This is a genomic window from Clostridium sp. Marseille-P299, assembly GCF_900078195.1.
Lineage (GTDB): Bacteria > Bacillota > Clostridia > Lachnospirales > Lachnospiraceae > Lachnoclostridium.
In genome coordinates, this window is sequence record NZ_FJVE01000005.1 from 334637 (window position 1) to 348065 (window position 13429).

The 13429-nt window shown below is 32.6% G+C and carries 9 protein-coding genes and 1 riboswitch; of the genes, 2 read left to right on the forward strand and 7 right to left on the reverse strand.

What is annotated here, in order from left to right; genetic code table 11:
* Window positions 1-57 precede the first annotated feature (57 nt).
* Window positions 58-154: riboswitch (SAM riboswitch) on the reverse strand.
* Window positions 155-522: 368 nt separating this feature from the next.
* Window positions 523-1614: an HD-GYP domain-containing protein gene (locus BN4220_RS03315; RefSeq protein ID WP_066713573.1), complete on the forward strand. Its 1092-nt coding sequence runs from the start codon at window positions 523-525 to the stop codon at window positions 1612-1614.
* 50 nt (window positions 1615-1664) lie between these two features.
* Here BN4220_RS03315 and BN4220_RS03320 read toward each other — a convergent pair whose 3' ends face one another.
* The 3 genes from BN4220_RS03320 to BN4220_RS03330 form a co-directional block, all read right to left on the reverse strand.
* Complete coding sequence (locus BN4220_RS03320) at window positions 1665-2963, reverse strand: UDP-N-acetylglucosamine 1-carboxyvinyltransferase (protein WP_066713575.1); 1299 nt, start codon at window positions 2961-2963, stop codon at window positions 1665-1667.
* 235 nt (window positions 2964-3198) lie between these two features.
* Window positions 3199-3711, reverse strand: a complete 513-nt coding sequence (locus tag BN4220_RS03325) for a shikimate kinase (protein WP_066713578.1) — start codon at window positions 3709-3711, stop codon at window positions 3199-3201.
* Window positions 3712-3768: 57 nt separating this feature from the next.
* Window positions 3769-4596, reverse strand: coding sequence for a flavin reductase (locus BN4220_RS03330; RefSeq protein ID WP_082812023.1), 828 nt, complete (start codon window positions 4594-4596; stop codon window positions 3769-3771).
* Between the two features lie 264 nt (window positions 4597-4860).
* Here BN4220_RS03330 and BN4220_RS03335 point away from each other — a divergent pair, with 264 nt between their 5' ends.
* Window positions 4861-5202 carry an Ig-like domain-containing protein gene (locus BN4220_RS03335; protein WP_066713582.1) on the forward strand — a complete coding sequence of 114 codons (342 nt, stop codon included), beginning with the start codon at window positions 4861-4863 and terminating at the stop codon, window positions 5200-5202.
* Window positions 5203-5232: 30 nt separating this feature from the next.
* Here BN4220_RS03335 and BN4220_RS03340 read toward each other — a convergent pair whose 3' ends face one another.
* From BN4220_RS03340 to BN4220_RS03355, 4 genes are all read right to left on the reverse strand, one after another.
* Entirely contained in the window at window positions 5233-7443 is a 2211-nt protein-coding gene (locus tag BN4220_RS03340) for a tetratricopeptide repeat protein (RefSeq protein WP_066713585.1), read from the reverse strand.
* Window positions 7444-7462: 19 nt separating this feature from the next.
* Entirely contained in the window at window positions 7463-8188 is a 726-nt protein-coding gene (locus tag BN4220_RS03345; protein ID WP_066713588.1) for an ABC transporter ATP-binding protein, read from the reverse strand.
* A gap of 79 nt (window positions 8189-8267) precedes the next feature.
* A complete protein-coding gene (locus BN4220_RS03350) occupies window positions 8268-12695 on the reverse strand; it encodes a hypothetical protein (RefSeq protein WP_066713590.1) in 4428 nt (1475 codons plus the stop codon).
* Entirely contained in the window at window positions 12682-13413 is a 732-nt protein-coding gene (locus BN4220_RS03355) for a DUF6063 family protein (RefSeq protein WP_066713592.1), read from the reverse strand. Before BN4220_RS03355 ends, BN4220_RS03350 begins: the two co-directional genes overlap by 14 nt.
* Window positions 13414-13429 lie beyond the last annotated feature (16 nt).

Consider the following 13429-nt stretch of genomic DNA (forward strand, 5'->3'; position numbering starts at 1 on the left):
CTCCTTTCAAAAATAAAAAAAATCCGCAAAAGCGGACTTGATATAAATAATCAAATCCTCTTATTGTTCGATTAATCGCTCAACTTGGCACCTTCCGTATCAGGGGTTGCCGTGACTTCACCGAGTCTTTACTCTCCGTCACTCTGAATAAGAGAAATTCATACAATATTCAATTATACTTACTACTATCACTATTAGCATACAACTGTTTGCCAAATCTCTATAGTAAAGTTCTTGCTGAGGATGATTATTTGTGCATACGCACTAGTAACATGTGAAAATAGAATAAACCATAGCGAAACAAAAGTCAACAATTTTATTTTAATTGATAAATACTTACATTAATATAATTATTTAACTTTTATTTTAACATAAATAAGCCTAATTTATGTAAATTACTATTATAATTTTTAAATATGTACCAAATAAATACATTGATTGACATTTTTCTTGTATATCCCTATAATTAAGTTATAATTTACAATATTTTACCATTCGCTTACAATGTATTGGAGGTTTACTATGAAGTCGGTTAAGATCTTAACAAAACAGGCAACCCCCGGAATGACAGTCGCTGATGACATTTATACATTTAATAATCAGCTTATTATTCCTAACGGTACCATATTAACAGATAAGGCGATTACGCGTCTTAAATTTTATTCTATAAAAAATATACTCATTTCTGTTACAGAAGATATCCCAGAACCCATGCCAACAGAACCTTATGATAAGGAATTACATTCAGAGAAAGTAAAAAATTCAGTGGCTTTTAAAGATTTTAACAATTCCCTCTTAAACTCCACGGCTTCATTAAAAAAAGAGTTAATCCAAATTGCCAATGGAAACAAAGAAATAAATACAGATGCGCTGTATAAGCAAATCAATGCTTTAGCAAGAAAAGCACGTAACGGGATTCACTTATTTGATATGTTGCATTGCTTAAGAGATATTGAAGATGAGACATTTATACATTCTGTAAATGTTGCTTTGATTTGCAATACAATGGCCCACTGGTTAAATTTTGGTAAAAAAGACACTGAAACTGCAACACTTTGCGGACTTCTCCATGACATTGGAAAATTAGCAATCCCAAAAGAGGTAATCTACAAAACAGAAAAACTTACGGAAGAGGAATTTGAGATCGTTCGGTCCCATACAACAAAAGGGTATAATATATTACAACAAAGTAATGTTAATATCCATATTAAAATGACAAGCATTATGCACCACGAACGCTGTGATGGAAGTGGTTATCCTATGGGGATAAAGGGCGATCAAATTGATAGATTTGCTAAGTTAGTTATGATTGCAGACGTATATGATGCTATGACATCTGCACGTGTATATCGTGATGCTCTTTGTCCTTTTGAGGTATTATCCATGTTTAATACCGAAGGGTTTAAGAAGTTTGATCCTAAATATTTAATGACCTTTGTAGAACATGTTTATCAAACATATTTAAATAACAACGTACGACTAAATAATAAAGCCATTGGTAAAATCGTTATGATGAATCAGTTTTCCTCTACAAAACCTGTAATAGCGTTTCCTGACAACACATATGTTGATCTTACAAAAGAAACTGATCTTTTTATTGAGGCTATACTATAATATTTAATAAAGGGCGGAATTCTAAGAATTCCGCCCTTTTAGAGCCTTTTTCAACCAACTTTTAATTTAAATTTACGAAGCGCTTTCTCATCATTAGAATCTACTTTCTCAATAGTAGCACCAAGTTCGCGCATTTTTTCTTCGAAATTTTCATAACCACGTTCAATATATTCGATTTGCTCTACTACAGTAAAGCCATCTGCTGCAAGTCCTGCAATTACAAGTGCAGCACCTGCTCTTAAATCTGGAGCACTTACAGTAGCACCAGTCAATTCTTTTACACCATCAATAATAGCAGTATTTCCTTCTACTTTAACAGACGCACCCATTCTTGCAAGTTCGTCCACATACTTAAAGCGACTTTCAAAAATACTTTCTGTAACTATACTAGTTCCTGTAGACATTGCTAAAACAGTTGAAATTTGAGGTTGCATATCCGTTGGAAACCCAGGATATGGTAAGGTTTTAACTTGTGTATGTCCTAAACGTTTTGTTGCTACAACACGGACAGCATCATCAAACTCTTCTACTTCTGCACCTATTTCAACAAGTTTTGCAGTAATCGCTTCTAAATGCTTTGGTATAACATTCTTTACAATTACATCACCCTTTGTTGCAGCTGCAGCAAGCATAAAAGTACCTGCTTCAATTTGATCAGGAATAATGGAGTAAGTGCTTCCATGTAATTTCGTTACACCTTTTACACGAATTACATCTGTACCTGCACCTTTTATGTTAGCACCCATACTATTTAAAAAGTTTGCAACATCAACAATATGTGGCTCTTTTGCAGCATTTTCAATTGTTGTTAAACCTTCCGCAAGTGCAGCTGCCATCATAATATTAATCGTTGCTCCAACACTAACAACATCTAAATAAATATGATTTCCTAATAATTTCTTAGCTTCTACTTGAATTAATCCATGCTGTATTTTAACTTCAGCACCAAGTGCTTCAAAACCTTTTATATGTTGATCAATTGGTCTACTTCCAATATTACATCCACCAGGCAATGCTACCTGCGCATTTTTATATTTACCTAACAATGCTCCTAATAAATAATAGGAGCCACGAATTTTTCTTATTGAATCTTGATCAATATTTAATGTTGATATATTCTCTCCAGTTATTTTTGCTGTATGTCTATCAATTCTATCAACTTTAGCACCAATTTCTTCAAGTGCTTTTAACAAAACATTAATATCACGCACATCCGGTAAATTTTCTATTGTTACGGTCTCATCTGTCATTACTGCTGCCGCTATAATCCCAAGTGCGGCATTCTTGGCGCCACCGATTGTGACTTCACCAGCTAATGCTTTCCCACCTTTTATAATATACTGCTCCATTGCACACCTCTATCTATTTATTACGCAGTTAAAATAGTGTACTGCCCGTCATTTCTACTCTATAGTCAATTATGCACATAAACTGCTATTGTAATTTGTGTAAATTTATAGTCTAGTTTGATTATATCACAAAGTTACCATTTGTAAATGACTTTTTCGAAAAACACTGTATTTATCTAATGTTTCGCTCTTTCATTGTTAAAAAATCAGGACTGCTTTTTTGTATTGTCTAACACTATTCTAAAATTGTTTTCGTTCCTTCCACAATTGCTTCTACTACACCCTCAATATCTAAATTTTCACAATTGATTGTAATATGAGCATATCTTTCATAAAGTGGACATCTTTCCAAATATAAGTCATGTAAAGTCTGTCCTTTTTTTAATGCAACTCCTCGTTGCTTTATATTCCCTAATCGGCTATTTATTTTTTCATAACCTAATTGTAAATACACAACCAACCCAATTTCTCGCAAATGCTCCATGGCATTTTCACCATAAATAACACTTCCGCCTGTTGCTATAACTGTCCTATTTGCTTGAATGTTTTTATTCACTCTCTCTTCAATATTGATAAACCCCTCCAAGCCTTCCTCTTTAATAATATCCTTTAATAATCTTTTTTCTTCCTTTTGTATCAGCAGATCCGCATCTAAGAATTGATATCCCAATACTTTAGCTAGGACTACTCCCATCGTACTTTTTCCTGCTCCAGGCATGCCAATCAAAACAATATTATTTCGCTTCATGCTTTTTCTCCCGCAATTTGTTTGTTCTATGGTTTTTCACAAATGTATCCTGTTCGTTTATTTTATTGGTTTCTTTTTATTTTCTTTTTTTGTCTTTTTACTAGCATCTTTCTTGTTTATCTGATTTGAGCTAGCTTCTCTTTTCTTATTGACTTTCTTACTGTCTTTTTTATTGTCTTTTTTATTGTCTTTCTTTTTCTCTTTTTTATGGTCTTTCTTATCGTCTTTCTTATGCGAATCCGTATTTCTTATACTTTCCTTATTCGCATCATCTTTTTGCTTTTCTCTCTTCTTATCTTTTTCTTTCGTTTCCTTTTTCTGTACTTCTTTTTTCACAGAATAGCCAAAAGTCCCAAGTAAAGATCCGATTCCATAATATTCACCATGTGAATATACAATTGGATTGGATCGATTTAACTCAAGCTTTCCTTTTTCATTCATTAATTGCTTATTTACGTGAACTGCAAGTACATCCGCTAAAAACATATCATGAGAACCTAGTTTAATGATATCCCTAACACGACATTCAATGTTTACAGGAGACTCTAAAATCATTGGAGCATTTACATGATCTCCTTTTGCTTTCGTTAATTTCATTTCATTAAACTTGTCAATATTTCTTCCAGATCTAACGCCACAAAAGTCAGTAGCCTTTGCTAGATCCTCAGTTGTTAAGTTTACCACAAATTCTTTTGTTTTTTCAATAAGTCCATATGAATATCGTTCTGGTCGTATGGAAATTGAAAGCATGGGTGGATTCGTACAAACAGTTCCTGCCCATGCGACGGTTATTATATTATCATGCCCTTCTCCATCGCTACAGCTAATCATAACAACTGGCAATGGATAAAGCATATTTCCTGATTTAAATGTTTCCTTCTCCATGTTTATAAACCTTTCTAAATGAGCCTTTTTACCTGTCAAAAAATATATCTTTTTTGGAAATCTTATTGTATAATAAAGGTTAATCGATAATAGGAACATTCTTTAGTTCCTACTATATAGGTTAAATAGGTTATTAAAACTTATTCTATAAGTTTTAATAACAGGCGCTGTCTTTGCGCCATAACTTAAGTGATAAGAAGTTCTTAGAACTTCTTTAATATAGGTTATCAACAATATATGTAATTTTACTTGAGGTGATTATAAATGAGCACGAACTACATTGATATTGAGGCAGTTTCAGGAAGCCCTAGAAACCTAGTAAAACAGGATTTAAAATTTAAAACTGGCAAATTCGTTTGGCGAATTAAATTTACTGCACCATTAAATCCTGCAACCGTTAATAATATGAATCTATATGTTACAACTGCAGCTGAAACACCATTAAAAACCTTAATACGTTATGACTCCGTCAATAACTATATCGAAATTGAACCTCTAGAGGCTTATGCCAAAGATGAATCCTATATCTTAAACATTTCCAAGAAAGTTCAATCAAAAGGCGGACAAACCCTAAAAGATGATATTCAGTTGCGATTCAAAGTCTAACTAGTTGATCGAGGCGAAAAGCAAAATACTTTAAGCCCTATCAACATCTTCTTTCGTAATAACCAATAAATCAGAATTTTTAAATTCACCTTTTTGCGCGTGAATTAAAAGTTGTTTTGCACTTCTGTCCTCAGCATTTTTTATAACACTATGCATCAATGAGAATACATCATCCAAAGAGTATTCTCTTTTTTGTTGTAATTGCTTTTGTAATTTATCATGTAGTAGTTCATACGCATCTACTTCTATTTCATATTCTCTCTCAGTTAAATAATCATATGCAAATCCCAAATAGTCTTCTGCTGTATAATTTGGTACTTCTATCCGATTCAAAAATACTTCTTTAAGCTCCATATGCTTTTCTAAAAGCTTATTCATATTCTCCATATTATCTTCTAAATATATAAGAGCGCAATTCGTATGGCTTTTATACAACTCTAATAACCAAGCAATGCTTTTGGCATTTAAACTACCTGCACGCTCAATAATTAAGGTGCAATTAATCAGCTGCTTTTTCTTTGATTCTAAATCAATTTCATTTAATTTATTTGAATCAATTAAAGCGATTTTAGAAGAAACATTTCGATTTATTTTTCGCATAAATTTAGAAATACACTTTGCTAAGTAAGTCTTTCCTGAAGATTTTGGTCCAGTTATAATAAAGTTCACATTATTGTAACCATCATCCACTATGTTTTGTAAGCATTGGATTACCTGTTTTCCCACAGTATCCATACGGACATAATTACGTAAAATATCCTCTACTTTTATGCCTTCTTTTTGGATAATACGATATAGCTCTTTATTCTCATCTAGTGAGAGTGAAGATAAATTAATTGGCTCCGCTTGATAAGTTGCATCTTTCGTTTCTTTTACTTCTTCTGATACTAACTCATTATCTTTAACAAATTCGGCATCTTCTTCATTGTATATTAAATCTAATTTTTCATTCTCTAATAAATTGGCATGCTTTAAAAGCGATTTTTTCATCGCTTCTAACTCAGATTTATTTAAAAGAGGTTCCTTAATACTACTCTCTTTTTCGGAAGTTTCTACTGCATCTACTGAATTATCTATTGTTTCAGAGCTTTTTGTTACATCTACTTCTTTATTCTCTATTACAGAGTTTTCTATAGACTCCTTCACTACTTTCTCTTCTAAAATATATCCTTTAGAATCTTTAGCTCCATCCACTTCCTCTAAAGTTTTTAAGGATTCCTCTACTTTATCTTCTTCAATAGTACTTTCTATACTCTCCTCTACCTCAGACTCATCCATAGAGTTTTCTAGGCTCTCCTCTACTTCGACCTCTTCCATAGAGTTTTCCATACTCTCCTCTATTTCGACCTCTTCCATAGAGTTTTCCATACTCTCCTCTACTTCGACCTCTTCCGCAGAGTTTTCCATACTCTCCTCTACTATGGACTCTTCCACAAAGTTATCTATATCTTCTTCTGTATTAAATTCATCGATAAAGTCTTCGACAGATTCTTGGGTCTGATACTCTTTCTTACTTACAGTATCCCCTTCTTCATCTTCATTATATTTTTCTAAAGAGCCCTCTTTTTCTTTTTCCTTTAATTCATATTCACTTAAAATATTCTTTATCTGCTTAGCGATTTGCTCTTCTCTTAATTCCTGCTCTTTTCCCTCAATTTCAGATAAGTCAATCTCACCCATATAGTAAGCTTTTAATGCCTTTGCCTTCTCAACGTAAACTCCATTTCCAAACCATAAAATAATATTAGAGCATTCTTCGATACACTTATCTTTCATAGAAGCCTTGTGATAAAGCTTAGCAAGTTCGTAAGCCCAACTTTCCATATAGGAGTCATTTTTTAATGCTTCTAAGTCGGCAATTAAAACATCAATCTCTTTGCCTGCCATTTTATCAATATTATAGCGATAAATATGATGATAAAAATCCTTTGGAGCAATTCGTTTAAATTCCTCCAAATATTTTTCTGCACCTTCTACATCGTTTAATTTTATTGATAAATGTACTAATTGAGCAAGAATTCTACGAGCCTTGTTTTTGGAATAAATGGACAGAAAGATTTCTCTTGCTTCTTCATAGTGTTTATTCTGAAAGAATGCCTCTGCTAATATACTTAAATCCGATAAATTTTTAATTTTCTTTTTGTTAATGGTTTGAGCAACCTTAAGCGCTGTTCCAAGCTCTTCCTGCTCCAAACACTTTTTTATTTTTTCTATTTTAACAATATTATGATATCTTTCCATTACGCTTTCCCCCGCAAACTTATGATTGATTCATCAATTCCATATACAATTGTTCTAATGGTATCTTGCCCGTTTGACGGTTTACTGCCTCTTTCATAGTTCCATTATATATGCTTCTTCCATCTTTTAATACCAAAATACGATCACAAATTGATTCAATTTCATCCATATGATGCCCAACAAATATAACAGAAGTTCCATTCCTTTTTAATTCAAGGATTGCTTTTAAGATTTGTTTTCTTGATCTAATATCAATGCCAACCGTAGGCTCATCAAATATAACTAATTTAGGCTGATGCAACAAAGCTGCTATAATATTTAATTTACGTTTCATCCCGCCTGAATATTCTTTTACCTTTTTATTTAGTAAACTTGCAGAAAAACCTACCATGTCACTAAGTATGGCTAATCTTTGGTGTATTAATTTATCACTTACATGATAGGCTCTTCCCCAAAATAATATATTATCATAACCAGTTAAAGATTCATAAAGTGCAATATCTTGTGGAACATATCCAAGAGATTGCCTAATAACCTTTGGATGTTTCACAATATCCTTGCCTTCGAATAAAATGCTACCTTCCTCTGGTTTTATTAAAGTAGCAATCATGGACAAAGTCGTTGATTTTCCGGCACCATTCTCACCAATTATCCCAAAGACTTCGCCCTTATCTATGCAAAAGGAAAGATCTTTCACAGCTATAACCTTTTTATAATGTTTACTCACATGTATTAGTTCAAGCATGAAATTCTCTCCTTTTTAGACATATTTTAAGAATATCTTATCATTAACGTTATTTTTAGACAAGTGTATTATTTATAGACTATTCAAACCAGTCCATACTGGTTTGTTCATACTGAATTGGTATATATTCAATCTCGTTGGCATCCACTCTACTTTGATAATCAACCACAACGGTTTGCTGTCTACCATCGATAATCTTTTGTCCAAGTACATAATTTACATCAAATCTACCTGTAATCGCTGGTGTCGTTCCTCTTGCTGGAACAATTAATTGAACATGGTTGGTCTTTAATAATTCAAAAATTGGTTCCCAAATGTAAACGTCTTTTGCTGCACCAAACGGATTATCTATAAAAATTACCTTTAATAGTCCAGTGTTATCCATAGATGCACTGTTTATATTACTTATATAATTTATGATGGCAATTAAGAACTGAATATAAATTCCCTGGGACTGTCCTGTACTTCCAACGGCTTCTTCATAACGTAAATGCTTACTTTGTTCTTTGATACGTTCTCTTTTATAAAGAGTAAGTCTAATACTGTTCATGTCTGTAACAATAACAGAAAATAACTTCTTTAATGAAAGAGACATTTTAATAAATTTCAGTCTTTCCTCTGAGGTTTTGCATTCATCTGCATAGTGCACAATCTCATCAATATAATGGGACATCTTTTCTTGATAGAATTCCTCCTTAACATAAGGGATGCTAAGGTTTATCATACTAATTTGTTCCCCATCCAACATGATTTTTGAAAGTTTAGACAGGCGCTCAAGTTCAGTCTTAATATGAATACAGCGTTGTAAACATTGATTTTCAAAGTTTTCTTTCATCTGCTCCATATCTTCTATTCCACGCATAATCAATGTTTTTTCTAAGGCGATACATTCGTTTACTTCTTCTAAGTTTTTAAGTAATCTCACCGTATCTTCAACATTCTTTGGTATAGAAACACTGCTTCTAATCTCTTCAGCTAATCCTGTTGCATTCAATGCCATGAGTTCACTAATAATTGCGTCTTTACTTCTTGCAAACACCTCTTGCTTTGATTTTAGTGCAACCTGAAGTAAATCATATGACTTAACTAATTCCTCGTTTCGTGAGCTAATGTCCTTTTCTTCTAATTCATAGAAATCATCCGTATTGTTTGGTACTTCGTTTAAGAGCGTGCTATTCTTAAAAATACGCTCCATATCTTTTTTCATATCAAGTAACGCTTCAGATTCTTTTATTAACTGCTGTTGTTCGTCCTCCATGGTAGCTAAGCTATTTTGCAACTGTAAAATCTGATTTTTACTACGTTCAATAACATCCTTAGCCTTCATTTCATCTAAAATAACATCCGTTAATTCACCATACTTCTCTTGATAAGCAGATAAGGCTTGCCCAGTTTTTCCATCTAAGCGATTAAATTCCGCCTTTTTATCATCTAATATCTGAACCATGTGATCAATTTTCTCTTTTAATTCTCTTACGCCAGATTTAAGGCTTAATAGCTCTTGATCACTTACTTGATATAACTTTCCTTCTTCTTGCAACTGACTTAATAGCGAAGTACTAACGCCTCGGTTGGAAATACTTTTTAAGCATCGATTCATACCGTTTACATAAGAATTCACTAAATGATTCTTATCCTCTAAGTCCGTATGCTCCGTTTCAAATGCAAGACATTTTCCATTTAAGCTAGTTAAAAGCTCATCATCTGTTAAATTAATGCCCTCATAGTTTCCTTCTACGTAATAGGACTGATATTTCTCTTCCCATACCGTATTTAACTCTTTTAATGCTACTTGCTTACTCTCCATAAGCCCTTTGATTGACTGAAGATTATATGTAGCAGCGTTATATTCTTCTGCTAACAAATCGCGCTGTTTAACCAGATGATCTTTCTTCTTACTTTCTTCCTTCAGAATATTTTCTTGCTGTTCATTTTCCATATCAAATCGAAGAAGCTCTTTTAATACTTCGATATCCATCTCTAGACGGCCCATCTCATCTTCTGTACTCTGTAATGCCTGCCTTGTCTGCTCTTTTTTATCGATACGTTGATTTAAATTCTCACGTATTTCTACTGCTCTTTTTTCAAGAATTTTTAGCTTTTGTTCCTTCTCAAAAACATCTTCTTGTAAACGTGCATACTTATCCGCATATTTTAAAATAAATTCTTGAACCTGTGCTTCATCTGTAAGATAAGTGCTCTCTTGTTCCAAAAGACGATTTTGAATCCGATTTGCTTCCTCAAGCTCTTTTTTCTTTGAAAGAATTTCTTTTTCTAAACGTTCTTCATCAAAAAAGATACTTTGATCTTTTGCCAACAAGCAGATGTATTCTGATTGCAATACTTCTTTACTATAAGTTAAAGCTCTTTCGTCAATAAGTGGTAAGACTACATCAAAAGTTAATTTACTCATTAACGTTTCATCCGATTTTATCGCCTCATATCCCTCTTTAATGACTAAAGAATATGGAAGATATGGATAACGTTTTAAAAGTTCCTTTTTCTCTTCTTCAGAACGTGTTAATAAATACTCTTCGCCAGTTCTTGCATACACTTGGTTATTAACTTTTATTTCTTCTTTAAAATCATCTAATATTTCACTATTTGATAAAAACGTCTTATCTTTAAGGCGCTTTAATTCTTCTTCCAATGTCTTAATACGAGTCTTATTTTCCTCAATATTACTAATATTGTTTTTATATCTTGCCTTTATTTCATTTCTTAAAGCAGCGTACTCACTTTTACCATAAACAATTCCAAGACCATGGATTCTTTTTTTAATTTCTTCATACTCTTTAAAAAATTCTTCTGCTTCTTGGCATACTTGTTTTAGGGCATGACTCTCATATTCATTTTTCGTTAATTCAACTTCTGCTTCGCTAAACTCTTTTTCGATTTCAATTAAAGAAGTTACTAATATTTTTCGATAATCTTTGCAGTTCTCAAGCTTTTTCTCATACTCTTTAATTTCATCACTTACATTCTCAATCACAAGAAGACCTAAATTCGTTTTAAGTTTTGCTATATGCTCCGATAATTCAATGGCTTTTTCACTGGCTTGTTCAAATTTACTATCACTGATTGCAAGTTCTTTTTCTACTAATCTTGTTTTAAAGTCAAGATCTTGTACCTGTTTTGAAGAAACTTCTATCTCATCTTTTACTTGCTTAATTTCTTCCTCTAATTTCTCTTGTTTCATTGAAAAACGTTCTTTTAAATGATAAGTTAAGAGGTGAATTTCATCAATTAGCCCAGTGCTTTTATTCTTAATCGCCGCAATTGCTTCTGAAATCTCATCACGCTTATTTTTTTCTTCTTGATACTCCAGATAATCATTAAAACTTTCCTTTATTTGAAGCTGCTCTAACATCAATGTATGCTTGTTTTTTGCCTCTTTAAGCTCCTCTTCCATTTCATTTAACTGAATTAAAAGTTCACTTGCAGCGGATTTGTCCATATAATATTTTGCAGATTCAATAGCTTTTGTTAAGGAAAATAATTTTTCTTTATAAGATACACTTTCTATTTTCTTTGTCTCAAGCTTTTCTGTCTTTAACTTATATAAATGTCCTATTTGGGCATATGTTCGAACTAAATCTTTCTCACAGTCAGCCAATTCTTCATAAGATTTTAGTATTCCTTCTACACGCTTTGAAAAATCTGAGATAATTTCAATTTGCTTATCATAAGCTGAGATTTCTTCTTTCTTTTTGGATAGTTCAAGTAATCGGTCCTTAATATCAAGCAGTGTTTTTGACATCATATCTGCCGCTTCATCATTTCCTGATTTTAAGCGGAAGGACTTTTCAATGATTTCCTCAATTAATAAATCTTCAACGACTTTTCTCGTGGTTTTGTAATTGTTCTCGAAATAGGTTCTAACATGCCCTTCGGTTTTATTAATCCCTCTAATAATCTCCCATTCACTCTCATAAAGCCCATATTGACTGATAAAGCTTTGATATTCTCCTTTTCGATCAAATATCTTTACGATATACGAATTATCACGTTCTAACTCTTTTAAATATTTCCTAAGACCGCTATACGTAATTCTTTCTTTATCCTTTACTAAAGGAAGATTTCTAATATCATTTTCGTTATATTCTCGATAAAAAATACAGTAGTTAAAATATTCAATGGAGGCAGTTTCCTTGGATGGATTAACTTCTGCTGCATTTGCAGTCGCTTTTCTTGCACAAAAACCAGTCGTCATGTATTTAAAACCATGGACAATATCTTTATTGTCTAGGTTCCACTCTACCAGTGAATGAATCGTTTGACTTCCCTCATTGGTTCGAAATAACTTCTCAATTGGCTGCTTGTCATCTAATGTACAGTTTGGTAACACCGTTTGTAACATTAATAACATAAGAACACTTTTACCACCGCCATTTGCTAAATCATATAAGGTATTTTGACCAAATGGTTTCATTATAAAATCATCGTAAGCTTGTGTTCCAAAATTGTATTTTACATTGTTTACTCGAATTCTATTAATATTCGGCACCGGTATTTTCCTCCTTTGCGAATTGCTCCATTTCAAACAAACGTCCACGCTCTTCTTCAAAATAATTCTTAATCAGTGCATGAAAACGGTTGGTTGGATAGTATCGCTCCTGCGCTTCTACCATTAGGGATTGAGAAAGCAAAAAGTTAAATGTTAGTTTTACAAAAGCTGCTTTAGATCCTCTTCCTGCACGTATCCCATTGGTATCTTCTTTACTCATTACAGGAAGTTCATCCCAAGTTAGAGCTAACATTTCAAAACTGCTTTCTTCAAGCTCATTTTTCACCATAATATTTAAATTCGAAATTATATTTTTTAAAGATGCATCCACAGAAGAAATTACATCTTCCAACTTTATATATTCTGCAAAAGTATAAGTAGCGGAATCGCTATAAAAATACGTCATGATATTATACATAATAAAATAACACAGATAAAGCTCTTTATTAAGGCGAAGGGAAAGCATTCGCTTTAATTCTTCATTGCTGTATCCAAACACTCGGTTATGATCCCCTGCTGTTACATACAAACTATAATTATAGTTATATATATTCAAATTCATCTTCTTTAGCATAAGATCAACCATATCATTTACTTCACTATTGGAATTATATGCTTCATAAAGACTTGCATTTTTTCCGGATTCTAAGCTGATTTCTTCACCAACAATCAAAGCTGCAAATATGTCCATTGCCTTTTCAAGATTTTTGTTATTCATCGTTTCTTAACCTTTC